The following is a 24,848-nucleotide window of genomic DNA, read 5'->3' as shown; positions in this document are numbered from 1 at the left end:
TCCTTACCTTTCTTGTGGGAGTTCGGTCCTGACCGTCCGTAGGGTCGGGAGGACCCCAGGAGCGCCAGGTATGGCTGACATGTCTCTGCCGCAGGTGAGGCTGAAGGAGATTGGCCGCCTGGCGCTCCGCGACGACTCGGCCGCTGATTGGGATGCGCGAACAGATCGCTGTGTAAGGACACGACGGCGCGGTCGTCTGCTGGGACCCCTGCAACTGCGACGACGGAGGAACCGATGCCCGCCATCTGGGCCGGTGTGGACGCGGGCAAGACCCACCACCACTGCACCGTGATCGACAGCGACGGCCAACGGCTGCTGTCGAGAAAGACGGCCAACGACGAGGCCGAACTGATCGATCTGATCGCCGAGGTCAACGCCCTGGACACCGACGTGCTCTGGGCGGTCGACCTCAACAGCGGCGGCGCGGCCCTGCTGATCACCCTGCTGCTCGACCACGGCCAGGAGTTGATCTACATCCCCGGCCGCACCGTCCATCACGCCTCCGGCTCCTACCGGGGCGACGGCAAGACCGACGCCAAGGACGCCTTCGTCATCGCCGACCAGGCCCGCATGCGCCGCGACCTGCAACCTCTGGCCGCCTTCGACGAGATCGCCGCCGACCTGCGCATCTACACCGCCCGGCGCACTGATCTGGGAGCCGACCGCACCCGGGCCATCAACCGGATGCGCGACCAGCTCCTGGGCTACTTCCCCGCCCTGGAGCGCGCCTTCGACTACAGCAAGTCCAAAGCCGCCCTGGTGCTGCTGGGCGGTGACCAGACCCCGGCCGCGCTGCGCCGCATGGGACAGGCACGACTGGAGTCGTGGCTGCGCGCCCGCAAGGTCCGCAACGCCGCCCGGGTGGCCCGGGCCGCGATCACCGCGGCCCAGGCCCAGCGCACCACCGTGCGCGGCGAGAAGGCGGCGGCGTCCATGGTCGCCAAGCTGGCCGGGGAAGTGATCGCCCTCGACGCCGAGATCGCCGAAACCGACGCGGCCATCGAGGGCCGGTTTCGCGAGCACGAGCATGCCGGGGTGATCACGAGCCTGCCCGGCGTAGGGACCCTGCTGGGGGCGGAGTTCATCGCCGCCACCGGCGGCGACATGGCCGCCTTCGCCAGTGCGGACCGGCTGGCCGGGGTCGCGGGACTGGCCCCGGTCCCCAAGGATTCGGGGCGTATCAGCGGCAACCTGCACCGTCCCCGGCGCTACAGCCGCCGGCTGATGCGGGTGTTCTACATGTCGGCGCTGCTCAGCATCCGCTGCTGTCCGGCTTCGCAGGCGTTCTATGAGCGCAAGCGGGCCGAGGGCAAGCGTCATGCCCAGGCGGTGATCGCACTGGCCCGGCGCAGGGTCAACGTGCTCTGGGCGATGCTGCGCGACGGTCGCCCCTACAGCGCGGCGCCTCCAGTGAAGCTGGCTGCGGCGGCCTGAGACCTTCACGGTCGGTCACCGCTGCGGGTTGACAACTTCATTGGGAATCCTTGAAGGCGGTCGATTCTGGATCGGCTTCGGCGCAGGAGAAGGGGTGAGCGCCACAATCTGATCGTACGTACGTCAAAAAACTCGTGCAATACGTACGTTCGTAAAAATGCTAGGGTCGGCTGTATGAGCCAACGCGACGACCTGCTGACCGGTGCGCGGCAATGCCTGGTCGAGAAGGGGTACCACCGCACGACAGCGCGCGACATCGCAGCGGCGTCCGGTTCACATCTGGCCTCGATCGGCTACCACTTCGGGTCCAAGGACGCCTTGATGAACCTCGCCGCGCTGCAGGCGCAGGACGAATGGGGCGACGCGCTCGTCGCGGCGGTGCGGGCCGCGGCGAAAGAGGACCCCGCGCAGCGGCTGAAGGTCGCTCTCGAAGAGCTCTTCGCGTCCCTGCCCCGGCACCGCGAGCTCATCCTGGCCAGCGTCCAGGCCTACGCCCAAGCCGGGTTCACCGGGGAGATCGGCGACGCCCTGCGTGATGCCACCCGGCACGCCCGGGCCGAACTGGCCGCGATGCTGCTCGGCCGCGACGTCGCCGACATCGACACGGCGACCGCGGAGACCGTCGGCATGACCGTCCATTCGCTGGTGGTCGGCTTCGCGGTCCAGTCACTGATCGCTCCCGACTCGCTGCCGACCGGTGACCAGGCCGTCGCGGCGCTGCGCGACCTGGTGGACCGGAACCCCGCGTAGCGGGAGACGGGCACGTCGGTGCCGGCTCCGGCTTCGGCCTCGGTGCGCGCCACGTGAAACGCCCCCGCGCTGACGCCGGCGTCCGGGTGCGGCCGGGCCGCTGCTGTCGTCCAGCGCCTTTCAGTCCACGGCCGGTACTGGGCCGTCGCGGTTGTGGTCGTAGTAGTCGACCATCTGCTGCCAGTAGACCATCGTCAGGCCCATCGTGGTGGCCGCGGCCGCCGCCGTGGCCACCGGGCGGCGGCGGTAGGCCGCGGCGAGGGCGGCCAGCATCGCCGCCGAGCTCGCCGTCTGCACCGCAAGGGCCGCGTCGTAGGGGCGGTCGGTGATCCACTGCTCCTCGCCGAGCATGGCCCGCGTGGACCAGGCGCGGTCGTCGGCGGGCTCGGGGAACAGGACCGGGTTGAGCGCCATCCACGCGGCCACGGCGGCCGCGTGCCTCCAGTCGCGGGTCCAGACCGGCACCAGCACCAGCGGCGTGGTCGCCCACCGCGACCAGGCGCTCCACGGGCTGGCGTGGCGGGCGAAGACGGCGCGGCGGATGCGCGCGAAAGCGGCGGGGGCTTCGGCGGCCATCGAGGGCTCCCGTCGTGGTCGGGGATGCGGTTCGCGGTTCTCATGTTGCGACGTGCGACGCCGACCAGACTTCCCGGCACACCGGGTGGAACGCTACGCCGCCGCCCGGCAGGCGGGCAAGCACGGGCGGCGGTCTTGGCGGGTTCCTAGCGCAAGGCGGCCCCGAAGCTGCGCGGACTGCTCGGGCGAGCCGGTCACCGACGAAAGCGCCAGAAGCCGCCGACTGAGGTGCCCGCCTGCCCTCGCCGCCACCCTGAGTCGATACGCGTCGGCCCGGTGACCGAACGCGGACGGAATCTGACCGCATTCGGTGCGATCGTTGTCGCGTAGCCGAAACCGGAGCCGCTTGGAAGGACGTGATCACCGTGACCACCGCGCCTGCATCCGAACACCGCCGTGCTCCCGAGACCGAACGGGGCGCCCTCATCGCCGAACTCGCGACCGTGCGCGCGGCCCTGATCACCACGCCCCGCGGGCTCAGCGACGCCCAGGCCGCAGAACGCCCGACGGTCAGCGCCCTGTGCCCCGGTGGGCTGATCAAACACGTCGCGTCCATGGAGCAGGGGTGGATGCGCTTCGCCGTCGAAGGCACCGCGGCGATGAAATACGACCTGCCCGAAGGCGTCACCTGGGCCGACATCGAAGCCGGGACCGCCCGCGAGATCCCGCAGTGGATGATCGACCACGAGAACGGCTTCCGCGTGCTGCCCGGCGAGGGCCTGGCCGGGATCATCGCGGGCTACGAGGACGTCGCCGCCCGGACCGAGGAGATCATCGCCTCCGTGCCCGACCTGTCGGCGACCTATGCCGCACCGGAGGCACCGTGGGAGGAGGGGGGATCCCGGCTCAGCGTGCGCGGCGTCATCCTGCACGTCATCTCCGAGACAGCCCAGCACGCCGGACACGCCGACATCCTGCGCGAGGCGATCGACGGCCGGACCGCGACCTGACGTGGCGACGACCGTCCTCGACTCCCGGGCGCTCAACCGCGCCACCCTCGCCCGCCAGTTGCTGCTCGAACGCGCCGATTGCACGCCCCGGGACGCCGTCGCGCACCTGTGCGGGCTGCAGGCCCAAGAGCCGCAGGAACCCTTCGTCGGGCTGTGGTCGCGGCTGCGCGCGTTCGATCCGGCGGTGTTGTCACAGGCGCTGCTGCAGCGCACCGTGGTGCGCACCCACCTGATGCGCCGCACCGTCCACCTGGTCACCGCCGAGGATGCCCTGGCATGGCGGGCCCGCCATGCGCCCATGCTGCTCCAGCGGGTACGGGCGGTCTACCGCCGCGAACTGGAAGGCGTGGACCTCGACGCGCTCGCCGCGGCGGGCCGGGCGGTCACGGCCGACGGCGCGCCCCGCTCGATGGGAGAGATCGGGCGCGCCCTCGCCGAGTACTGGCCTCGGGCCGGGCCGCGGGCGCTGGGGGAGACGGTGATCGCCGCCCTCGTCCCCATGGTGCAGGTGCCGCCGCGCGGGTTGTGGCGCAGGCGGGGCGGAGCAGACAACGTCGCGCTCGCCTCCTGGCTGGGCCGCGGGATCGATCCGCCGAGCCCGAAAGGAACCGATCCCGTGGGCCAGGCGCTGGTGCGGCGCTACCTCGCCGCCTACGGGCCGGCGGCCTCGGCCGATGTGCGGGCCTGGTGCGGCCTGGCCGGGCTGCCGGGTGCCATCGCCGCGATGCGCGAGGAGCTGGTGTCCTTCCGCGACGAGCGCGGCCGCGAACTGATCGACCTCCCCGAAGCGCCGCGCCCCGACCCCGACACTCCGGCCCCGGTGCGGTTTCTTCCGGCATTCGACAACGCGATCCTCGGTTACGGCGACCGCAGCCGGATCGTCGATCACGAGCACCGCGGTGTGTCGGTCGCCGGGGCACGCGTGGTGCTGGTCGACGGGCGGGTCGCTGCGACATGGACGGTGCGGGAAGGCGCGGTGAGCGTGGCGGCGCTGCGACGGCTCTCTTCGGCCGAGCGCACGGCTGTGGCCGCGGAGGGCGGTGCGGCGGCGGCGTTCCTCTCCGACGGCGACAGCGACCGCGTCCGGATCGAAGGGCTCGGGGGGTGATTAGCCTTTGCGCCGATCGGGTGCCGGGCCTCAGCGCTGTGACGCTGGAAGGTGTGCTCGACGTCCGCGGCAAGCCGACCCCGCCGTTCTCAACAGCCGGCGAGAGGACACGGCGACCCGATAGGCCGCGCCCCGGCCATTCCGTTGCAGCCGCCCGCTCGCCCTGTCGCACCTCCCCACTCCTGACTTCCGATAAGGCCCGCTTATCGGAAGTGAGAACTCACGGCTGTTTCGTGTTTTCGTTTCGTAGTTACGTCTTCCATAAAACGTTAATGCACAAACGTTTCTATGTGGGCTCGGCCGCTCGCCACATCGACGCCCACCGGCCCCTGCCCGCACCGGACACGCCCCCGGCGTGTCACCGGCGCCGACGAGGTCCACTTGAGCAACGGCGAAGGCCGCCCTGCCGCATGCCGTAAACGCCGGTGCCGATACCGTGGCGATGCGCAGATTCCGCACGGCGGGCCCGCAACCGCACTCGGCACCGGGACCCGCCTGCCGTGCAGCGCTGAGCGGCCGCTCTCCGGGGCTGCGGTCGTCTCCGCCGCCTCAGCCGGTGAAGGGTTCGACGAAGAAGCGGCCCCACGCGACGAAGGCGGCCAGGACGAGATAGACCAGGTCTGCCACCACGGCCCGGGGCTCGCGACGGCGGAGGCGGGTGATCACCGCGCCGGTCATGATCATCACCAGGCCGAGGGCGGCCAGTGGCACCAGGATCGGCGCGATGCCCAGCACGGCGGGCAGGACCAGGCCCACCGCGGCCAGCACTTCCAGGGCTCCGATGGTCTTGACGGCGCCGGCGCTGAAGTCCTCGGCCCACCGTGCGCTGGGGAAAGCGGCGAGCCTTTCCTTCGAGACGATCATCTTGCCGGCGCCGCCGACCAGGTAGGCCGCGGCCAGTAGTGCGGTGACGATCCACAACGCGAGGTTCATGAGGGTTCTCCCTGCAGGGGCGACTGGGTTGGTGGAGGGGCGATATGAGTGGGTGCCGCCTCAGAGCGGCCGAGCCGAAGTGGCGGGGCGGGCCCTATCCGCGGCACGCCCCGCGGCGGCCGGCAGCGGGTCTCCGTCGCCCAAGCGCGGTGCGGCCGCCCATCCTTCCCCGGCTTCGAATCAGGCGAAGGCGCCGGGCCGGTAGTCTCCGGCAGGCTGGCCGACGATGATGTTGGCGCGGTTCATGGCGTTGATGAGGGAGATGGCGCACACCAGTGCGGCCAGCTGCTCCTGGTCGTAGTGCTCGGCGGCGTCGGCCCAGGCTTGGTCGGTGACGCCGCCGGCCGCGTCGGCGGTGCGGGTGCCCTGCTCGGTGAGCTCCAGAGCGGCGCGCTCGGCCCCGGTGAACACCGTCGCCTCCCGCCAGGCCGCGACCAGGTTGAGCCGGGTCGAGGACTCGCCGGCGTGTGCGGCGTCCTTGGTGTGCATGTCGGTGCAGAAGCCGCAGCCGTTGATCTGGCTGGCGCGCAGCTTCACCAGCTCCTGCGTCGCTTCGGGCAGCGCCGACTCCTGGAGCACGCGTGCCGCGGCGACGAGGTGCTTGCCGAACTCGGCGGCGAGCGGGCTGGCCATGAGGTCCAATCGGGCTTGCATTGTGCGCTCCTCGCGGTATCCGTTCTTCGCCCTCTAAGACGGAACACCGCGCCCGACTGTGACGGGAGCACATGTGAGGTGCGCCTCCGCGCCCACGCGGACCGGGACGCGACGCAGCCCGGGTCGGCCCCCGCGGGCCGGCGCCGAGAACGAGAACGGGGCGTGCCCGGTGCCGCACGTACTCGGCGACCGGGCACGCCCCGGCGGCGTGCGCGCTTTCGGACCGGGCCGCTCAGCCCAGCCGGGCCTCGATGGCCTCGATGATGCGGGGGCGCAGTTCCGCGGCGCCGATCACCGCATCCACCGAGCCCACCTCGACCGCGCGGCGGATGTCGTGCACGCGGTCGAACTCCGCGGCGACCTCGCCGAGCTTCTCCGCGCGCACCGAGGTGCGCATCTCGTCGAGCTCGGCGCTCAGCGCGGCGCGGTCGGTGCCCGATGCCTCCTCGACGCGGGCCTCCAGTTCCCGCACGCGCGCATCCGCGGCGGTGCGGGAGCCGACGTCGCCGGAGAACACCACCGCGGCCGCTGGGGCTCCGCCCAGCACCGAGGCATAGGAGCCTTCCAGCGCCAGCACGGTCATGTTCGGGTTGAGCGCCTTGGAGAACACCACGAACGCGCCGCCGTGGTACCGCGAGATGACGCAGAACACGATGGGCCCGCGGAAGTTCACGATGGCGCGCCCGATCTCGGCGCCGTACTCCAACTGCAGCTTGCGCATCGACTCCGGCGACCCGTCGAAGCCCGACAGGTTGGCCAGCACCACCAGCGGCCGGTTGCCGCTGGCGGCGTTGATGGCCCGCGCGGCCTTCTTCGACGAGCGCGGGAACAGCGTGCCCGCGGTGTAGGCGTCGGGCCCGTCGGTGGGCGGGAAGCCGCGCCGCGCCACCGCTTGGGACTCGATGCCCAGCAGGCACACCGGCATACCGCCCAGGTGCACGTCCTGGACCGCCGCGGTGTCGGCGTCGGCCATGCCCGCCCAGCGCTCCAGCGCCGGGTGGTCCTGGTCCGACAGCGCACGCATCACCGTGCGGATGTCGAAGGGCTTCTTGCGGTCGGGGTTGGCCTGGGCGGAGAAGATCTCGCCGACGGATGTGAAGTCGCTGCCCTCGGCGGTGTGCGGGAAGTCGGAGACGTCGCGTCCGCGCGGGTCGGTGGTCGCCGCCGGCCGCGGCGCCTCCTCGCCGGGGGCGATGTAGGTGTGGGCGTAGTGCGACATCAGCACGTCGCGCGCACCGGCCAGGTTGGGCGCCCAGTACTGGGCCTGGCCGTTGGGGCCCATGACCCGGTCGTAGCCGCCGATGCCGAAGTTGTCCTCGGCGGAGACACCCCCGGAGAAGTCCAGCGACTGCTTTCCGGTCAGCACCATCGCCGAGTCCGGCGTCATGACCAGGATGCCCTTGGTGTGCATGAGCATGGTCGCTTCGGCGTTCCAGTAGGGCTGCGCGCCGACGTTGATGCCGGCGACCACGATGTTGATCTCGCCGCCGTCCTGGGTGAACTCGACGATGCGCTTGAGCGCCGCGGCCACCCAGTCCATGTTCTCGGTGCCCGAGTCCATGGAGATCCGCGCGCCGGCCGACAGCGCGTACCACTCCAGCGGCGCCCCCATCCGCTCGGCCAGATCCAGGGCGGCGATCACGCGGCGGCACTCCGGCTCCGACAGGGCGCCCAGCGATTTGGTCGGGTCGCCCATGAGCACCACGCGGGTGACGCCCTGCGGGTGGCGCCCGGTGGGGGTGGTGACCACGCCGGTCACGATCCCGGCGGTGTTGGCGCCCTTGGGCCGCTCGACGGGGGAGAGCGCGCCGTCGTCGTCGAGGTCGTATTCGGCGAATTCGCCGAGCAGCTTCGCCAGTTCGTAGGGGTAGACGGTGTTGCGGCTGCTGGCGCGCAGCACCTTCTGGCGGTAGTCGTCGAGCGGCTCGACGGGTTCCTCGGAGGGCTCTCCGACGGTCAGTTCGCTGCCGCCGGCCGCGTCGAAGGAGACGCGCACGGCGATCTTGGCGAGTTCGCCGGTGGCGCGGTCGCGCTGGCGCGCGATGAACTCGATCTCCTCCAGCCCGGCGCCGGCGGTCGTGGGCAGCACGCGCCCGGCGATGGTCTCCAGCTCCGCGCGGGTGAGGTCGCTGGGCGGCCACACGTAGACCACGATGCGGTTGGTGTTGAACCGCTTCTTCGGCGGCCGCCGCGACTGCGCCCGGCGGATCGCGTCGAGGCAGGCGGCCACGGCGTCCTCGGCCGTGGGCAGCGCCACCAGCCGGCCGTCGTGCTCGCGCAGCTCGGTCAGGTCGCGCACCTGGGTGAACGCCACCAGGCGGTCGTCGGAGGGGTTGTCGCGCGCCACGCACTGGAACAGGTAGACCTCTTCGTCCGACGACGGCAGCCGGGTGAGGTCGAACTTGTGCAGCCGCTCCAGCTGCATGCGCTGCGCGATGTAGGGGTGCAGGCCGCGGATGAGCCGCTGCTCCGACATTGCCGAGGCCGAATGGCGGAAGGTGAAGTGGTGGTGCATCACCGCGCCGCGGCTGCCGGCGACGGTGGCGGTGACGCGGCGCACCCGCTCGGGCAGCGGGTGGGCGTCGACGGCCTCCTGCAGCGCGGCCGCCATCGCGTCGGCGTCTGCGGGCTGGTTCTCCCAGGCGAGGTAGATGTCGGCGTCGACGGCGTCCTCGGTACGGGCCAGCTCCGCCAGGCCGCGCAGCGCGCTGCCCAGCGCCTCGAAGCCGACCGCGGCCGAGGCCACGCAGGAGCCGGCGCGGTGGGCGACCACGAACGTGCAGCCGGCGGCCTCGGCGGTGCGCACGCCGGTCAGGCCCTTGTTGCCGTAGTAGCGCCGGGTGAGCACTTCGAGCATGACCGCGTTGTCCAGGTCGTCGCGCTCCAGGCGCCGCCCGAGCAGCCGCACCAGCGGTTCGGTGCTGGCCACCATCTCGGCGATGCGCTCGGCGCGGTCGGGCGCGTGGGGATCGGCGTCCAGGTGGCGCAGGTGCTTGCGGACGTCGGCGTAGACGCGGGCGCGGTTGCGGCGCAGCAGCGGCTGGCCGAACCAGGCGAAGACCACGCCGCGCGCGAGGTCGGCCACCACGGGGAAGCGGACCTGGGTGGCGGCCACCAGCCGCTCCAGCACCAGGCCCACGGGTTCGCGCAGCGTCGCGTCCGGCGGCGGCTCGCGCAGCCACGTACGCAGCAGCGCCGCAACGACCGCGGCGTCGGCGCCGATGCGCTGCTGGGCCAGGAAGATCCGAAACACCGCGGACTCGAGCTCGGGGGAGCGCTCCAGGTCGGCGACGCCGTAGTGGCCCAGCGCCGTGGCGAGCTTGGCCTGGAACGCCTCGGGCAGCCCGGCGCGTTCCACATCCAGGCTCTGCAGGTAGGTGTGGAAGTGCTCCCGGGGGCTGTGCACGCGGGTGTCGCCGCCGCCGTCCTCGCCGGCGGGGCGGTTGCGGCTCAGTTCGGCGATGTCGGCGAAGACGCCGACGAGCTCCACCTCCTCGGCCAGCGGCCGCCGGTCCTGCGCGGCGGCCTCCCGGCGGGCGGCGAGGTAGTCCTCCAGCAGGCGGCCGTCGTCGTGGGGGTCGCCGTCGAAGCCCAGCAGCAGGCTGCGCAGGTCCTCGCGGCCGCGGGCGAGCTGCTCCTTCAGGGGAGCCTCACCGGCGGCCTCGGGCAGGTCGAGCTCGACGGCGCCGGCGTCCTCGGCCTCCTCGGCGGCGTCGTCGGCGAGCGGCTCCAGACGCAGCAGCGGGGCGCCGGTGGCCACCTGGCCGCCCACCGAGACCAGGCATTCCTTCAGCCGCGCCTTGAACGGCGCCCGCAGCACCGTCTCCATCTTCATGCTCTCCAGCACCAGCACCGGCGCCCCCGCCTCGACCTCGGCGCCGACCTGCAGCGGGGTCGCCACCACCAGCGCGGGCACGGGCGAGCGCAGCACGCCGCCCTCATCGCGGCTGACGCGGTGCGTCACCCCGTCCACCTCGACCAGGTGGGTGGGCCCGTGGGTGTCGGTCAGCAGGCGGTAGCGGGTGCCGTTGACGGTGATCTGGCCGGTGTGGCGGTCGAAGCGCTCCAGCTCGACGTCGGCGGAGCGCACAGCCTCGCCCGCCTCGACCCCGATACGGAAGCGGTGCGCCCCGATGCGGGCGATGCGCACGCGGTAGCCGACGCCGCGCAGCTTCAGATCCAGCGGGCGGCCGCTCTCGTGCTGCACCTGCGGGCGCCCGCCGAACGCCGTCGACAGCAGCCGCTGCTTCTCGACGCGTTCCTCCTCCTCGTAGGCCTCGATCGCGGCGGCGGCCAGCGCGACGGCGGAGTGGCGGTGCGAGACGAGCCCGCCCTGGCCGCGGACGCGGTCGATCCAGCCGGTGTCGGCCTGGGCGCCCACGACCTCGGGCCGCTCCAGCAGGTCGAGCACGAAGCTCTTGTTGGTCGCGCCGCCCTCGATGATCACCGTGGTCTGGGCCATCGCCCGGCGCAGCCGGCCCAGCGCCTCGTCGCGGTCGCGCCCGTAGGCGATGATCTTGGCGATCATCGAGTCGAAATCGGTGGGGATGGTGTCGCCCTCGGCCACACCGGTGTCGACGCGCACCCCCGGCCCGGCGGGCAGCTCCAGCCGGGCGATGCGGCCGGGGGAGGGCGCGAAGTCGCGGTCGGGGTCCTCGGCGTTGAGCCGGGCCTCGATGGCGTGGCCGCGCTCCTGGGGCGGCCCGCCCTCCAGCTTGGCGCCCGAGGCCACCTGCAGCTGCGCTTTGACCAGGTCGAAGCCCGTGGTGGACTCGGTGATGGGGTGCTCGACCTGCAGGCGGGTGTTGACCTCCAGGAACGCGAACAGCTCCTCGCCGGGGTGGTACAGGAACTCCACGGTGGCGGCGCCGCGGTAGCCCACGGCCAGGGCCAGGCGTTCGGCCGAGGCTTTCAGCTCGGCCGCCTGCTCGGGGCGCAGCACCGGCGAGGCCGACTCCTCGATGATCTTCTGGTTGCGCCGCTGCACCGAGCAGTCGCGCACCCCCAGCGCCCAGGCACTGCCCTGGCCGTCGGCGATCACCTGCACCTCGACGTGGCGGGCGCCGGTGACCAGCCGCTCCAAAAAGACGACGCCGCTGCCGAAGGCCCGCGCCGCCTCTTGGCTGGTGCGCTCGAAGGCGTCGTCCAGCTCGCTCTCGTCGGTGATGACCCGGATGCCGCGCCCGCCGCCGCCCGCGGTCGCCTTCAGCATCAGCGGGTAGCCGGTGGCCGCGGCCGCGGCCCGGGCGTCCTCCAGGGTCTCGACGGGGCCGCGGCTCCACGGCGCGACCGGTACGCCGGCCTCCTCGGCGATGAGCTTCGCGCCGATCTTGTCGCCGAGTCGGCGCATGGCATCGGCGCCGGGCCCGACGAAGGCCACCCCGATCTGCTCGCACAACTCGGCGAAGGCGGGGTCTTCGGCGACGAAGCCCCAGCCGACCCATGCGGCGTCGGCGCCGGTCTCCACCAGTGCGCGCTCCAGCGCCTTGAGGTCGAGGTAGGGGCGCGCGGACGCGGGGCCGAGGTCGTAGGCGAGGTCGGCCTCGCGGACGAAGGCGGCGGCGCGGTCGACGTCGGTGTGCAGGGCGACGGTCTCGATCCGCGCTCCCGTCTCCGCGGCGATGTCGCGTACGGCGTGGATGAGCCGCATCGCGGCCTCACCACGGTTGACGATGGCGATTCGACTGAACACCCCAGAGAGCCCTTCTGCTGAACGTCGGACATGGCGACCGCGAACACAGCGGTCCCCGACAGTGTTCACCCTTTCGCCTACCGCCCGGTGGGCACCATATCGGTGACCGCGCACGCTGGGCGCCGAAAATTGTGGGAACCGACCAAAAGCCCCCGTCCACATGGGCGTCCGCCTGCGGGGCCGCGGACAGGAAAACGGTGCGCTTCGTCACAGCCGCACCGGACTCCGCGTCGACGCCGAGCACTACGGCAGGTGTTCGATCTCCAGGGCGGCGTCGAGGGCGAGAAGCCGCTCGGGGGAGGAGGTGACGACGGGCCAGCCGCGCACCCGCGCCGAGAACGCCACATGGGCGGCGTCGAGGACCTGGCCCTGCGGCCGGATGCGGGCCCGGGCCACGAGGTCGCCCGCGCGGCCGGCCGTCTCGGTGGTCAGCTCGTCGACCACGACCGGGGAGAGCGTGACCAGCTGGCCCAGCTGCGTGCGGGCGGCGCCCGCCAACCGCCCGCGAGCCGCCATCAGCGCCGCGGCCGGCACCGCCAGCACCAGCGCACTCGAGCGCTGGGCCGCGCCGACGAGGGCGCGAGCGTAATTGCGGTCGGCGGCGTAGTCGGTGAGGGCCGTGGTGTCGAGGACACGGCCGCCGATCACGGGGACGTGCTTTCCAGCCCCAGCCGACGCAGCATGTCCGCGATCGCGTCGTCGATCCCCCAGGAGTCCACGATGCGCGCGGTCTCCTCGGGCGTCATGGTTCCGGGGCGCTCGGCGGCGCGCAGCGCCGCGAGGTCGGCCTCCCGATCGAGCGCGGCCAGCGCCCGCTCGGCGTCGGCCGGTGAGACCTCTCCGGAGTCGAGGCGTTCGCGCAACCTCTCGCGCGGGTCGCGCGCGTCATCGCCATCGGTCATGCCCTCGAGTGTATGCCGCGCCCCCGCCGGTCGGCAGCAGAGCCGGCAAGAACGCCCGCGGCCTCGCCCGGGCGGTGCCGCTCATGCCGTTCGCGCCAGCGCCGCCTGCGCGGCGTCGCTCCAGTGCGGCGCCCGGGCGCGGTCGGCCACACGCGCGGCGTGGCGGTAGTGCTCGGCCGCATCCCCGCGGCGGCCCAGGGCATCGGCCAGGTCGCCGAGGCAGTGGGCGACCGGTCCCAGAGTGAGCAGCCCGCTGCCCGCCCCGGCCAGTTCGTCGGCGGCGGGCAGCAGGTGCTCGTAACAGTGCCGCATCGCCTCCCGGTCGCCGGCGGCCATGGCGGCGTGCGCGCGCAGGCAGGTCAGCGCCTCGTCGAGCAGGCCGACCGGCGCCTGTGGGGGCACATCGGCTCGGCTGGAACCCTCGGCGCGGATCAGCGCGGCGGCCCAGGGGGCGTAGGGGCCCCAGTCGGCGCCCTCCTCGGCCGCGGCGGGCCGCCCGGTCTGCAGCCGCAGGCACAGCAGGGCCAGCGGCACGATCCCCTCCTGCAACCCCGGCATGCCGGTGCCGGCCAGCCGTGCGCCCGCGGCCCGGCAGGCGGCCTCGGCCTCCTCGAAGCTGCCCGACACGGCTTGGCGCAGCGCGCCGTACCAGCGGATGAACACCTCCACGTGCCCGATCTCGTGGCGCTCGCCGAGGCGCTGGGCAGCGGCGGCGTGGCGGTCGGCCTCGGCGAAGTCGGCCATGGCGGCGTGGGCCTGAAGCAGCACGAGGCGCCCCAGTACCTCGTAGGCGACCAGTCCCTCGGCCGCGGCGAGCTCGACGAGTTCGGCGCCCACGGCCGCACGGCCGCGCGCCCCGCCGGCGCGGTGGAAGGACTGCATGAAGCCTGCGTTGAGGGCTTGGGCCAATAGCGCGGGATCGGCCAGGCGCCGCGCGGTCTGCTCGGCCTCGCGGGCGGCGCGCGCACCGCGCGGCCCGGTGTCGCCGCGCAGCTCCAGGGCCAGGGCGGCGAGCAGGCGGGCGCGCAGCTGCTCATGGTGGGCGGGCAGGGCCGCCAGGGTGCGTTCGCAGGTGGCGGCGATGCGCCCGGAGAGGTCCTCGTCGTCGTTTCGGGGCCACACGGCCGGCACGTCGAAGGCCGTCACGATGCGGGCGGTGAGTTCGGGATCGCCCAATCGCTCGGCGTCGGCGACGGCCTCGGCGCGGCGGTTGCGCGCATCCGCCAGGCGCCCGGTCACCGCCAGCGCCCGCACCAGGCCCATGACCGCCTCCAACCGGGCCCGCTCGTCGCCGATGCCGGCGCGGCCGTAGGCGGCCACGGTCTCCTCCCACAGCCGGGCGGCCTCGTGGGGGGCGAAGCGTTCCTCGGCCCGCTGCGCGGCGACGCGGCCGTAGTGGGCGGCGCGGGCATCAGCGCCGGGGGCGGCCGAGCGGGCGAAGTGGTGGGCCAGCGACGCGGCGTCGTCGGGGCGCAGCCGCTGGATCGCCTCCGCGGCCGCCGTGTGCCAGTGCGCCCGCCGCGCGCCCGAAACACCCGCGTAGACGGCGTCGCGCAGCAGAGCGTGAGCGAAAAGCAGTCGGCGCGGATCGGGCTGGGTGAGGACCCCGGCCTCGACCGCGGCCTCCACAGCCTCAAGCCCGGCCTCGCCGCCGCCGGCGACGGCTGCGAGCACGTCGGTCTCCACCTCGCTGCCGATCACGGCGGCCTGGCGCAGCAGGCGGCGGGTCGCGTCGTCCAACCCGGCCAGGCGGTGGCGGACCACGTCGCCCACCCCCGCCGGGACCGCGTCGAGGGCCGATGCGCCCTCCTCGGCGAAGACGCGGGCGAGTTCGCGCACGTAGAAGGGGTTGCCGCCGCTGCGGCGGCGGATCGCGCCGACGGTCGCGGCGTCGGCCGCGCGCCCGGCGACGCAGGCCACCAGCTCGCCGACGGCTTCCTCGGACAACCCGTCCAGGTACAACCGGACGGGTTCCCTGCGGGCCAGCCGGGCGAGCGCAGCGGCCAGGGCCGGGCCGATCGCGTCGCCGCGGTAGGCGCCCACCAGCAGCACCGGGCGCTCCAGCGGCTCGGCCGCCACGGCGGTGAGCAGGTCCAGGGTCTCCTCGGCGGCGCGGTGCAGGTCATCGGCCACCAGCACGACAGGGCCATGTTCGGCGGCCGCCGCCACCAGCGCGACGCCCTCGCGCTGGGCGCTGAACCGGGCCGCGGGGGTCGGTTCAGCGGCGGAGCCCTCCGCACGCCGCGGGTGGGATCGCGCTGTCGCGGGCGGGGCGCCGGCGGCACCGAGGTCGGCGGCGATGCGTTCGACGGCCCACACCGCGGGCGCACCGTCGTGCTCGGGGCTGTCGCCCCAGGCGGTGGCCCATCCGCCCTCGGCCAGGCGCCGGAACAGGGCGCGGGCCAGGGCGGTCTTGCCCTGCCCGGCGCCGCCGGCGATCAGCACCGGCACCACCCGGGAACCCTCGGCTGCCGCCGCGGCGGCGTCCTCCAGCGCGTGCAGTTCGGCGGTGCGGCCGACGAAGGGCCGCGCCGGGGCCCCGCTCGTCGCGGCGGACGGTTGCCGCAGCGGCGCCGGACCGCGCACGGGCCCGGCCGGAGGGGGTGCATCGGCGCCGAGCCCGGGTGCCTGGGCGAGGATGTCGGCCTCCAGCGCCCGCAGCCGCGCCCCGGGGTCCAGGCCCAGGTCCTCGGCGAGGCGGTGGCGCGCCCGCCGCAGGGCCTCCAGCGCGTCGCCTTGGCGGCCCGCCCGGTACAGCGCCAGGGCCAGGGTGTGCCAGGCGTTCTCCCGCAGCGGATGGGCTCGGACGTGCTCATGCAGTTCCGCGGCGGCCTCACCCGCCCGGTCCAGGCCGATCAGCGCCTGGGCGCGCCGCTCCATGGCCAGCAGGCGCAACTGCTCCAACCGGTCGGCCTCGCCGCGGGCCCACGATTCCTCGGCGAACTCGGCGTAGGCCGGGCCGCGCCACAGCGCCAGCGCCTGCTCCAGCGAGTCCAGGGCCGCCCGGCTGCGCCCGGCGCCCAGCAGGTCGGCCCCGGCACCCGCGGCTGTTTCGAAACGGCGGGCGTCCAGGGCATCGGGGTCCATGCGCAGCGCATAGCCCGGGGCAGCGGTCACCAGCAGCCGGGCGGGGCCCCGCGGCGGCCGGTCGGGCTCCAACGCGCGGCGCAGGTCGGCGACGAAGGTGCGGATCGCGCCGACGGCGCCCTCGGGGGGCCACTCGGGCCAGAGGGCGGCGACGAGCCCGTCGAGGGAGACTACGCGCCCGCCCGCCACGAGCAGCCGCGCCAGCAGCGCGCGCTGGCGCGGCCCCTTGAGCGCGAGCGGTCCGTCGGCGCCGCGGGCCTCCAGCGGGCCCAGCACGCGCAGCGACACCGGTGTCGCCTGGCTGGTCATGCCCCCAATCTAGCCGCGGACCGCGGTTTGCTGATCATCTGCTGATCGGCTGCTCACCGCCGCCGGGCAGGCTCGGGCGAGCCAGAGACGACGAGTGCGAGGAGCCACTGTGCAACCCGGAATCAGCGGATTCGACTACCGGCAGGTGAGCGTGGCCGAAGGCGTGCGGCTGAATACGGCCGTGGGCGGGTCCGGCCCGGCCGTCGTGCTGCTGCACGGCTTCCCCCAGACCCACCTGATGTGGCGGCACGTGGCCGCCGACCTGGCCGCCGACCACACCGTCATCTGCCCCGACCTGCGCGGCTACGGCGACAGCGACAAGCCCGCCGAGGACGGCGGCGCCTACGCCAAGCGCACCATGGCCGCCGACGTCGTCGCGCTGGCCCGCGCGCTGGGCCACGACCGCTTCGCGCTGGCCGGCCACGACCGCGGCGCCCTGGTGGCGGTGCGCGCCGGGCTGGACCATCCGCAGGCGGTCACCCGTCTGGCGGCGCTGGACGTGCTGCCCACGCTTGACATGTGGGAGGCGCTGCACGGCCGGGCCGGGGCCGTGGGGTTCCACCTCTACCTGATGGCCCAGCCACCCGGGCTGCCCGAGGAGCTGATCGGGGCGGCACCCGATGCGTTCTTCGGCCACTTCCTCCAGGTGTGGGGGCGGGACCCGGCGGCGATCCCGCCCGAGGTGCGCGAGACCTACCTGGCCAAGTCGCGCGCGGCGGTGGCCTCGATCGTCGCCGACTACCGGGCCTCGGCCGGAATCGACGTCGAGCACGACGAGGCCGACCGGCGGGCGGGCAACCGGCTGGCCATGCCGGTGGCGGTGCTGCAGCAGGACTGGGGGGCGGCGCTGGGGTACGACGCCGCCGCGCTGTGGCGGGCCTGGGCAGGCGACCTGCGCCACTCCACCGTCGACTGCGGCCACTTCATGGCCGAGGAGGCGCCGACGCAGGTGGTGGGGGCGCTGCGGGAACTGCTGAGCTCCTGAGAGCGGCCGGCGCCGATCGGCTCCGGCCGGCGCCGTGGTTTGCCGCAACGGCAAGAATCTTTGTCGCATCGCGGGCGATGGCCGAGGATCGCCGGTGGAGGCCCGGCCCGGCCGGTCGCGGGCGGCCGGCCGGGCAGGCGGGTCTGCCGCCCGCAACCGATCACGAGGAGGATGCGCCGATGAGCGAGGACACCCACGCGGCGGGGCCCCGGCCCACCGGGCGGGAGTACTGGGAGGACCGCTACCGCGAAAGCGAGCGCATCTGGAGCGGCGAGCCCAACGCCGCCCTGGTCGCCGAGGTCGGCGGCGTTCAGCCGGGCACCGCCCTGGACCTGGGCTGCGGCGAGGGCGGCGACGCGGTGTGGCTGGCCCGGCGGGGCTGGCGGGTGACCGCCGTCGACATCTCCGAGGTCGCCCTGCAGCGCGCCCGCGACGGCGCGGCGCGCTCGGGCGTGGCCGACCGCGTCGACACCCGGCGCCACGACCTGGCCGAGTCGTTCCCCCAGGGGAGCTTCGACCTGGTCTCGGCCTGCTTCCTGCACTCTCGCGAGGACATGCCGCGCGAGCGGATCCTGCGCACCGCCGCTTCGCGGGTGGCTCCCGGCGGGCTGCTGCTGGTGGTGGGCCACGCCGGGCACGCCCACTGGGAGCAGGAGGCCGAACAGCAGGTGGCGCTGCCCACACCGCCGCAGGTGCTGGAGGCGCTGCACCTGCCGCAGCAGGAGTGGCAGGTGCAGCGCGCCGAGGAGCGCGAACGCGAGCACGCCTCTGCGGGCGGCCACCACGCCGACAGCGTCGTCAAGCTGCGCCGCCGCTGAGACCCACCCGCCGATCCGGGCGTGCGAGCCGGGGCAGTAGCGTCGGCACGTGCTGCGTATCGACTCCCTGCTGTGCTACCCGGTCAAAGGCTGCGCAGGTGTGGCGCTGAGCGAGGCCCGCATGGAGGCGGCGGGATTGCGCCACGACCGGGCGTTCATGGTCGTCGATGTGGCCGGCGTCTTCCGCAGCCAGCGCCGCGACCCCCGCCTTGCGGTGATCCGCCCCGAGATCACCGCCGGGGGTGCACGCCTGGTGCTGCGCGCCGCCGGCCACGGCGCGGTGGGGGTCTCCGTCGACAGCGGGGGTCCGCGGCGCCCGGTCGAGCTGTTCGGTACCGCCTACACCGCAATCGACCAGGGTGATGAGCCCGCCGCGTGGCTCAGCGCCGTGCTGGGTGCCTCCAGCCGCCTGGTGCGCGTGCCGCCCGAGCACGCGCGGGCGACCGGTGGGCTGACGCCGGGTACCTCCGGCTTCGCCGACAGCTGCGCTGTGCTTGCCGTCTCGCGTGCGTCGCTGCGCTAACTCGGCCGGCGCATCGCCGATCGGGGGCGAGATCCGGTGCCGATGAGCCGGTTCCGGCCCAATATCGTCCTCGACGGGGACGCGGAGCCCCACGTCGAGGACGGCATGCGGGCGGTGGGCATCGGCGGCGCCGAGCTGGGTTACGCCAAGCCCGCCATCCGCTGCGCGGTGACCACCGTCGACCAGGACACCGGCGCCAAGGCGGGCCCGGAGCCGCTGACGACACTGGCCCGCTACCGGCGCGCACCCCGGGGCGGTGTGGCCTTCGGAGCCGAGTTCGCCGTGGTGCGCCCGGGCAAGATATCGGTGGGCGACGAAGTGGCCGTGACCGCCTGGGACGAGCCGGAGGTGTGAGTCGGCGGCGAGGCCCGCCGACGACGCGTCCTGCCCCGGTAGCCAAAGCCTGGCCAAAGCCGCATACCGCCGGCATGCCGCTCGCGCGCCCGCACCGCAGCCCGCGGGCCGGCAGGTGCACCGCCCGCTCAAGAGCCGGTGTAGTGCGCCGCGAACTCGGGTGAGGGCGCGACGGGGGTGATGACATCGATGAGGACGCCGTTGGGGTCGGCCAGGATGAAGTGCCGCTGGCCGAAGTCCTCGCTGCGCAGCCCGAGCTCGGGGCGCAGGCCCTCGGTCTCGACGAGCCGCCGCCATTCGGCGTCGACGTCGGCGACCTCGAAGTTGAGCAGCATCCCCTGCACGGGCCTGCGGTAGGGCTCGGGCAGCGTCGGGTGGCCGCTGTCGAGCAGAGCCAGTTCGTATCCGGGCCCGGTGTCGCGGCGCAGGCTGACGTACCAGTCGGCCTCGAAGGTCACCGTGAAGTCGAGATAGCGGGTGTAGAAGTCGCGGGACCGGGCGATCCGGTCGGTGCACAGCACCGGGTAGAAGCTGGTGAGCGTCATGGTTGGCACCTCGTTCGCATACCGTTGGTACGCGGAAAGCTATTCGCATACCATCGGTATGTCAATGGGAGGAGCACACGTGTCCAGCGGACGCAGGACCCGCCAGCGCGAACAGACCCGCAGCGCGCTGCTGGAACAGGGGCGGCGGCTGTTCGCCGCCAAGGGCTACGCCGGGGTGGGCCTGGCCGAGATCGTCGGCGCGGCCGGTGTCACCAAAGGCGCCCTCTACCACCAGTTCGACGGCAAGACCGAGCTTTTTGGCGCCGTACACGCCCGCATCCAGCAGGAGGTCGCCGCGCAGGTGGCCGCGGCCGCCCAGAGGCGCCACGACCCCTGGGAGCAGCTGCTGGCCGGATGCCGGGCCTTCTTGGAGGCGAGCACAGCGCCGGCGGTGCAGCGCATCATGCTCGTGGACGGCCCGGCGGTCCTGGGCTGGCGCGAGTGGCGCGCCGTGGACGAGGCCGCCTCGGCCCGGCACCTGGCCGACGCGCTGGAATCCCTCATCGCCGCGGGAACCATCGCCCCCCAGCCGGTCGCGCCACTGACGCACCTGCTCTCCGGCGCGATGAACGAAGCGGCCCTGTGGCTGGCCGACACCGCAGCCCCCGGCGATCTCGACGCCACCTGGAACGCGCTCGCCCGCATGCTGGAGTCCCTGCGCGGCCAATGAAGCCGCTGCCGCGGCCCGCAGTCCCGACCGAGCGGAGCACGCACCGCGGTGGGAACCCCCTCGGTCGCGCTCAGCGGGTGGGGAACCCGCTGGGCCGATCGGGCGTGGCGAGCGTGGCGGTCGGCATGCACGGCCGTCCAGGCGCGCGCCGGCGCCGCCGCGTTCGCGGCACCGGTGCCCGAGGCGCTGCGGACCGATGCGCGCGCGGCCACCGGCACGCCCGTATCCGGGGTCCGGGGAACGCACCCGCGGCCGCGTCGGGCAGGCGGCGCCTCAGTCCAGCAGCGCCGCCAGCCACTGCGGCTCGCGCTGCTCGGCGTAGTCGGCGTCGGCCCGCCAGATCGCGCCGTGGCCGCTGCGCCACAGCCCCAGCCACGGCTCGACGCCCGCCTGCGCTCGGCGGGCGAGGAAGTCGCCCATGGCCCGGCAGCGCAGGCTCAGCAGCGGCACCAGCCGGCGGCGCCCCTCCTCGTCCAGCCCGTAGGCGTCGGCCAGCACCCGCAGTCGCGCCCCCGCCTCGGCCTCGGGCTCTTGCCAGTGGGCATCGGCCGAAAGCGGGACGAAGCCGTGAGCGGCATAGGCCAGATCCCACAGCCGCGTGCCCCAGGCCGCGGTGTCCCAGTCGATCAGGGCCCACGCGCCGTCCTCGCTCGCCACCAGGTTCCACGGGGCCAGGTCGTTGCGGACGACGATCTCGGCGCCGTCGGCGGGCATGAGCTCCTGCCAGCACGCACCGGGCGGGGGCCGGAACTCGGCCAGGGCGTCATGCAGGTCGCGCACGAGGCGTCCCAGCCGCACCACCCGGTGGCGGGGCCGCACGAGGTGGAAGCGGTCGGGCCAGACCACGGTGCCGGGCGCGAAGCTGAGGACTTCGCGCCCCTGGGCGTCGAACCCCAGCGGCCGGGGAGCGGCGTGGAATCCGACGGCGTGCAGATGGCCCAGCAGCGCGTGCACGGCCGGAGTCCAGAAACCGGCCGGACGCCGGACGGTGTCGCCCACGCGCACCACACCCGCGGTGGCGTTGCCGCCCGTCAAGGGGTGCTCGCCCGCGGCGCCGCGCCCCCGCTCGCCCTCGTCCATGGCGCCATTGTCGCCGCACCCGCGCGATCCCACCTCCCCTGCGCGCCTCCCGCACGGGTCCTGTCCGAAGTCGGCCACCGCCGCGGCCGACGAGGGCCCCTAAGCTGGCGCGGGCCCCGCCACCGGGGCCGGGCGCCACGCCCCCAGCCGACCCGTGCACGAAAGGACAGTGTGACCGAGCAGCTCGCGCCCATGCCCGCCGACTGGCAGCGCGCCCTCGCCGTCGTCGCCCACCCCGACGACCTGGAGTACGGCGCGGCCGCGGCCGTGGCCGCCTGGACCGACGGGGGACGCGAAGTCGCCTACGTGCTGGCCACGCGCGGCGAGGCCGGCATCGCGACCATGGAGCCCGCCCAGGCCGCCGCGGTGCGCGAACGCGAGCAGCGCGCAAGCGCCGCCGTGGTCGGCGTGTCCGCGGTCGAGTTCCTCGACCACCGCGACGGGGTCATCGAGTACGGCCCCGCGCTGCGCCGCGACGTGGCCGCCGCCATCCGCCGCCACCGCCCCGAACTGGTCGTCACCCTCAACCACCACGACACCTTCGGCCACACCGCCTGGAACACCCCCGACCACAGGGCCGTGGGCCGGGCCGTGCTCGACGCCGCCGCCGACGCGGGCAACCGGTGGATCTTTTCCGAACTGGCCGAGCAGGGCCTCGCCCCCTGGGAGGGCGTGCGGTGGGTGGCCGTGGCCGGATCGCCCCGGCCCACCCACGCCGTCGACGCCGGTCCCGGCATGGAGCGGGCGGTGGAGTCGCTGCTGGCCCACCGCGCCTACATCGGCGCCCTGACCGAGACCGACCCCGAAGACTACGTGCGCGGCTTCCTCACCTCGATGACCGACTCCGCCGCCGAACACTTCGGCAACCGACCCGCGGTCGCCTTCGAACTGTTCCCCCGCTAGCACGGGCGGCACGGCCCGGCCCCGGGCCTCATCCCACCGCACCCGGGGCGGGCGGGTTGGCCGCGGCGGCCTTGAAGAAGGCGTAGTGGAAGGTGCCGCCGTCCTCGGCGGTGCGTTCCAGGTCGGCGATGCCGCGCTCCCAGTCGGCGGGGGCGACGATCCCCTCGGCCCGGGCCCGCTCGCGCACCGACTCGACCATGGCGATGAAGGTGTTGCGGACGAAACCCTCGACCAGGTGGGGCCGGCTCCGGTCGGCATAGACCGTGCGCGGCTCCACGTCGACACCGGTGAAGCCGGCGGCGGCCAGCAGCGGCTGCAGTTCGCGCCCGATCAGCGCGTTGCCGCCGTCGCGGGCCTGCAACCGCACCAGCGCCGCCACGACGGCCTCAGCATAGACGCTCGGGGGGTGGAACAGCGCCGAGCCGTGGTCGCCCTCGACCACGGTGATGGTGCCGCCGGGGCGCAGCAGGGCGCGCAGCGCCTCCAGCCCCAGCACCGGCTCGGCCAGGTGCTCCAGCACGAAGCACACGAACACGTGGTCGAACAAGCCCGCGGCCGGCGGCAGGTCGAACAGGTCGGCGCAGACGAACTCGACACGGTCGCGGCCGGGATGGCCGGACAACCGCTCACGCGCCCGCACCAGCGACTCGGCCGAGACGTCCAACGCCGTGACGCGGACGCCGGGTGCGGCCGCCAGCAGGTGCGGCGTCTGCGCGCCGACGCCGCACCCGACCTCCAGCACCCGCGCGCCGGCGGGCAGAGCCGAACCGCCGTGCAGCAACGCGGACAGCGTCTGGGCCTGGTCGCCGAGCCGGCGGGTCTCGCGCGGGGTGTAACCGTGCACATAGCCGAGCGTCATGGATCATCCGCTTTCGTCGTGGAGGCGGCGCCGGGCCGGCGGCGCCGGCGGGACGGTTCCACCCTGCTGCCAGAATGGACCGGTGAACAGGTCCAATCGGCAATCCCCTGAGGGGTCCATAACGCCCGGAGCGGACTTCCTGCAGCTGGACGCCGCCGACGCGCCCCGCGGCGGCCTGTCGGACTGGCTGGCCGCCCGCCTGCGCGGCGCCGTCGCCGACGGCCGCCTGCCCGTGGGCAGCCGCCTGCCGGCCACCCGCGTGCTGGCGGCCGAACTCGGCGTTTCGCGCGGCGTGGTCACCGAGGCCTACCAGCGCCTGGGCGAGGACGGCCACATCGCCGGGCGCGGGCGCGCCGGCACCGTGGTGGTCGCCGCCCCCGTCGCAGCGGCGGCCCCCACCGACACCCGGCTCGACGCCCGCCCCGGCCCGGCACGCAGCCCCTTCGCGGCTGCGCCCGGCGACGACGCCTTCGACGAGCTGCGCGCGGCCCCGGCCCGCCTGGACCTCGCACCCGGTGTGCCCGACCTGGCCGCCTTCCCCCGCACCGCGTGGCTGCGCGCCGAGCGGGCTGTCCTAGACGGGCTCTCCGCGGCCGACCTGGGCTACGGCGACCCGCGCGGCGCCTGGGCACTGCGAAGCGCCGTCGCCGACTGGCTCGCCCGCAACCGCGGGATCCGCACCCGCCCCCACGACGTGGTCGTGGTGGCCGGGGTGGCCCAGGCGCTGACGCTGCTCGCGCCGGTACTGCGCCGGGCGGGAGCGGACGCGGTGGCGGTCGAGGAGCCCGGATCGCTGGGCGCCCGCCGCCACCTGATGCACGCGGGGCTGCAGACACCACCGGTGGCCGTCGACGGCCAGGGCCTGCGCATCGACGAACTGCACGCCTCCGGCGCGCCCGCCGCCCTGCTCACCCCGGCCCACCAGTTCCCCACCGGTGTGGTGCTCAGCGGCCGGCGCCGCCGCGAACTGGCCCGCTGGGCGGGCCAAGGCGGCCTGATTGTGGAGGACGACTACGACGCCGAGCACCGCTACGGCCGCCCCCCGGTGCCGGCGGTGCAGGCGATGCTGCCCGAAAGCACCTGCTACACGGGCAGCATCTCCAAGCTGCTGGCTCCGGCGCTGCGCGTGGGCTGGATGCTGGTGCCCGAGCGCCACCACGAGGCGCTGGTGGCGGCCAAGCGCTTCGCCGCCCTGGGCAACGCGGTGCTGCCGCAACTGGTACTGGCGCGGCTGATGGCCTCCGGCGAACTGGAGCGCCACCTGCGCATGCTGCGCCGCCGCCACCGCCGGCGCCGCGACGCCTCCGTCGCCGCGATCGCCGAGCACCTGCCCGGCGCCCGCGTCCACGGCGCCGCGGCCGGGCTGCACCTGCTGGTGACCTTCGACGACGCCGCGTTCAGCGACACCGAACTGGCCGCGGCCGCGCTGGAAGAGGGCGTCAAAGTGCACCCGCTGTCCTGGCACACCCAAACCCAGGGCGCACCACCCGGCCTCGTGCTGGGCTATGCCGCCCGCACACCCTCCGAACTCGCCGAAGGCGCGGCGGTGCTGGCCCGGGCGCTGGCGCGGCTGCGCTGAGACGGGCCGGGTGTCAGCGCGTGTCGGCGGCCAGGCGCACGGCCGGCCCCGCCGACATCCCCACCGCCGCCAGCAGCCCGGAGCGGGGACCTGAGGCCAGGCCGGTGTGGCTCGCGCGGCGCGCCGCCGGCCGTGGT

The 24,848-nt window shown here is 74.3% G+C and carries 21 protein-coding genes; 11 read left to right on the top strand and 10 right to left on the bottom strand.

The window, feature by feature from the left end:
* Positions 1-234 precede the first annotated feature (234 nt).
* Together EKD16_RS12545 and EKD16_RS12540 are read left to right on the top strand one after the other, a co-directional pair.
* Positions 235-1,434: an IS110 family RNA-guided transposase gene (locus tag EKD16_RS12545; protein WP_131098544.1), complete on the top strand. Its 1,200-nt coding sequence runs from the start codon at positions 235-237 to the stop codon at positions 1,432-1,434.
* A gap of 174 nt (positions 1,435-1,608) precedes the next feature.
* Complete coding sequence (locus tag EKD16_RS12540; protein WP_131098543.1) at positions 1,609-2,184, top strand: TetR/AcrR family transcriptional regulator; 576 nt, start codon at positions 1,609-1,611, stop codon at positions 2,182-2,184.
* A 120-nt stretch (positions 2,185-2,304) separates the two neighbouring features.
* Here EKD16_RS12540 and EKD16_RS26125 read toward each other — a convergent pair whose 3' ends face one another.
* Positions 2,305-2,760: a DUF6653 family protein gene (locus EKD16_RS26125; protein WP_242676945.1), complete on the bottom strand. Its 456-nt coding sequence runs from the start codon at positions 2,758-2,760 to the stop codon at positions 2,305-2,307.
* A gap of 365 nt (positions 2,761-3,125) precedes the next feature.
* On the opposite strand from EKD16_RS26125, the gene EKD16_RS12530 reads away from it, so the two are divergent.
* Positions 3,126-3,710 (top strand): DinB family protein, encoded by a 585-nt coding sequence (locus tag EKD16_RS12530; RefSeq protein WP_207391286.1) that lies wholly within the window; start codon positions 3,126-3,128, stop codon positions 3,708-3,710.
* A 1-nt stretch (position 3,711) separates the two neighbouring features.
* Positions 3,712-4,818 (top strand): winged helix DNA-binding domain-containing protein, encoded by a 1,107-nt coding sequence (locus EKD16_RS12525; RefSeq protein WP_131098542.1) that lies wholly within the window; start codon positions 3,712-3,714, stop codon positions 4,816-4,818.
* A gap of 549 nt (positions 4,819-5,367) precedes the next feature.
* Here the strand turns inward: EKD16_RS12525 and EKD16_RS12520 are convergent.
* The 6 genes from EKD16_RS12520 to EKD16_RS12495 form a co-directional block, all read right to left on the bottom strand.
* Complete coding sequence (locus EKD16_RS12520) at positions 5,368-5,751, bottom strand: DoxX family protein (protein ID WP_131098541.1); 384 nt, start codon at positions 5,749-5,751, stop codon at positions 5,368-5,370.
* 180 nt (positions 5,752-5,931) lie between these two features.
* A complete protein-coding gene (locus tag EKD16_RS12515) occupies positions 5,932-6,405 on the bottom strand; it encodes a carboxymuconolactone decarboxylase family protein (RefSeq protein WP_131098540.1) in 474 nt (157 codons plus the stop codon).
* Between the two features lie 232 nt (positions 6,406-6,637).
* Positions 6,638-12,097, bottom strand: a complete 5,460-nt coding sequence (locus EKD16_RS12510; protein WP_131098539.1) for an ATP-binding protein — start codon at positions 12,095-12,097, stop codon at positions 6,638-6,640.
* Between the two features lie 243 nt (positions 12,098-12,340).
* The gene (locus tag EKD16_RS12505) at positions 12,341-12,745 is read right to left on the bottom strand and encodes a hypothetical protein (protein WP_131098538.1); all 405 of its coding nucleotides are present in this window, start codon (positions 12,743-12,745) and stop codon (positions 12,341-12,343) included.
* Positions 12,742-12,999, bottom strand: coding sequence for a hypothetical protein (locus tag EKD16_RS12500; RefSeq protein ID WP_131098537.1), 258 nt, complete (start codon positions 12,997-12,999; stop codon positions 12,742-12,744). The genes EKD16_RS12505 and EKD16_RS12500 overlap by 4 nt, the downstream gene beginning before the upstream one ends.
* Before the next feature lie 81 nt (positions 13,000-13,080).
* Complete coding sequence (locus EKD16_RS12495) at positions 13,081-16,395, bottom strand: BTAD domain-containing putative transcriptional regulator (RefSeq protein ID WP_131098536.1); 3,315 nt, start codon at positions 16,393-16,395, stop codon at positions 13,081-13,083.
* Positions 16,396-16,504: 109 nt separating this feature from the next.
* On the opposite strand from EKD16_RS12495, the gene EKD16_RS12490 reads away from it, so the two are divergent.
* From EKD16_RS12490 to EKD16_RS26495, 4 genes are all read left to right on the top strand, one after another.
* Positions 16,505-17,380, top strand: coding sequence for an alpha/beta fold hydrolase (locus EKD16_RS12490; protein WP_131098535.1), 876 nt, complete (start codon positions 16,505-16,507; stop codon positions 17,378-17,380).
* 179 nt (positions 17,381-17,559) lie between these two features.
* Entirely contained in the window at positions 17,560-18,198 is a 639-nt protein-coding gene (locus tag EKD16_RS12485) for an SAM-dependent methyltransferase (protein ID WP_131098534.1), read from the top strand.
* A gap of 49 nt (positions 18,199-18,247) precedes the next feature.
* Positions 18,248-18,721: an MOSC domain-containing protein gene (locus tag EKD16_RS26500; RefSeq protein WP_341351828.1), complete on the top strand. Its 474-nt coding sequence runs from the start codon at positions 18,248-18,250 to the stop codon at positions 18,719-18,721.
* 36 nt (positions 18,722-18,757) lie between these two features.
* Entirely contained in the window at positions 18,758-19,075 is a 318-nt protein-coding gene (locus tag EKD16_RS26495; RefSeq protein ID WP_341351827.1) for an MOSC domain-containing protein, read from the top strand.
* A gap of 128 nt (positions 19,076-19,203) precedes the next feature.
* Here the strand turns inward: EKD16_RS26495 and EKD16_RS12475 are convergent, their stop codons facing one another.
* Positions 19,204-19,620: a VOC family protein gene (locus EKD16_RS12475; protein WP_131098533.1), complete on the bottom strand. Its 417-nt coding sequence runs from the start codon at positions 19,618-19,620 to the stop codon at positions 19,204-19,206.
* A gap of 79 nt (positions 19,621-19,699) precedes the next feature.
* Between EKD16_RS12475 and EKD16_RS12470 the strand changes: the two genes are divergently transcribed.
* A complete protein-coding gene (locus EKD16_RS12470; RefSeq protein WP_242676944.1) occupies positions 19,700-20,290 on the top strand; it encodes a TetR/AcrR family transcriptional regulator in 591 nt (196 codons plus the stop codon).
* A 273-nt stretch (positions 20,291-20,563) separates the two neighbouring features.
* Here the strand turns inward: EKD16_RS12470 and EKD16_RS12465 are convergent, their stop codons facing one another.
* Positions 20,564-21,370 (bottom strand): phosphotransferase, encoded by an 807-nt coding sequence (locus tag EKD16_RS12465; RefSeq protein WP_131098531.1) that lies wholly within the window; start codon positions 21,368-21,370, stop codon positions 20,564-20,566.
* A gap of 171 nt (positions 21,371-21,541) precedes the next feature.
* Here EKD16_RS12465 and EKD16_RS12460 point away from each other — a divergent pair, with 171 nt between their 5' ends.
* The gene (locus EKD16_RS12460; protein ID WP_207391285.1) at positions 21,542-22,273 is read left to right on the top strand and encodes a PIG-L deacetylase family protein; all 732 of its coding nucleotides are present in this window, start codon (positions 21,542-21,544) and stop codon (positions 22,271-22,273) included.
* A 28-nt stretch (positions 22,274-22,301) separates the two neighbouring features.
* Here the strand turns inward: EKD16_RS12460 and EKD16_RS12455 are convergent, their stop codons facing one another.
* Entirely contained in the window at positions 22,302-23,132 is an 831-nt protein-coding gene (locus tag EKD16_RS12455) for a methyltransferase (protein ID WP_131098530.1), read from the bottom strand.
* 82 nt (positions 23,133-23,214) lie between these two features.
* Between EKD16_RS12455 and pdxR the strand changes: the two genes are divergently transcribed.
* Positions 23,215-24,711, top strand: a complete 1,497-nt coding sequence (pdxR, locus tag EKD16_RS12450) for a MocR-like pyridoxine biosynthesis transcription factor PdxR (RefSeq protein ID WP_131098529.1) — start codon at positions 23,215-23,217, stop codon at positions 24,709-24,711.
* The last annotated feature ends 137 nt before the right edge of the window (positions 24,712-24,848 follow it).

Origin of the sequence: Streptomonospora litoralis (genome assembly GCF_004323735.1) — a bacterium.
GTDB lineage: Bacteria > Actinomycetota > Actinomycetes > Streptosporangiales > Streptosporangiaceae > Streptomonospora > Streptomonospora litoralis.
This window is presented reverse-complemented; position numbering and strand designations above follow the sequence as displayed.

What these genes read in the sequence shown, in the direction of transcription:
- EKD16_RS12545 (WP_131098544.1), top strand. Translation starts at nt 235, where the DNA reads ATGCCCGCCATCTGGGCCGGTGTGGACGCGGGCAAGACCCACCACCAC.
- EKD16_RS12540 (WP_131098543.1), top strand. Translation starts at nt 1,609, where the DNA reads ATGAGCCAACGCGACGACCTGCTGACCGGTGCGCGGCAATGCCTGGTC.
- EKD16_RS26125 (WP_242676945.1), bottom strand. Translation starts at nt 2,760, where the DNA reads ATGGCCGCCGAAGCCCCCGCCGCTTTCGCGCGCATCCGCCGCGCCGTC.
- EKD16_RS12520 (WP_131098541.1), bottom strand. Translation starts at nt 5,751, where the DNA reads ATGAACCTCGCGTTGTGGATCGTCACCGCACTACTGGCCGCGGCCTAC.
- EKD16_RS12515 (WP_131098540.1), bottom strand. Translation starts at nt 6,405, where the DNA reads ATGCAAGCCCGATTGGACCTCATGGCCAGCCCGCTCGCCGCCGAGTTC.
- EKD16_RS12500 (WP_131098537.1), bottom strand. Translation starts at nt 12,999, where the DNA reads ATGACCGATGGCGATGACGCGCGCGACCCGCGCGAGAGGTTGCGCGAA.
- EKD16_RS12495 (WP_131098536.1), bottom strand. Translation starts at nt 16,395, where the DNA reads ATGACCAGCCAGGCGACACCGGTGTCGCTGCGCGTGCTGGGCCCGCTG.
- EKD16_RS12485 (WP_131098534.1), top strand. Translation starts at nt 17,560, where the DNA reads ATGAGCGAGGACACCCACGCGGCGGGGCCCCGGCCCACCGGGCGGGAG.
- EKD16_RS12475 (WP_131098533.1), bottom strand. Translation starts at nt 19,620, where the DNA reads ATGACGCTCACCAGCTTCTACCCGGTGCTGTGCACCGACCGGATCGCC.
- EKD16_RS12465 (WP_131098531.1), bottom strand. Translation starts at nt 21,370, where the DNA reads ATGGACGAGGGCGAGCGGGGGCGCGGCGCCGCGGGCGAGCACCCCTTG.
- EKD16_RS12455 (WP_131098530.1), bottom strand. Translation starts at nt 23,132, where the DNA reads ATGACGCTCGGCTATGTGCACGGTTACACCCCGCGCGAGACCCGCCGG.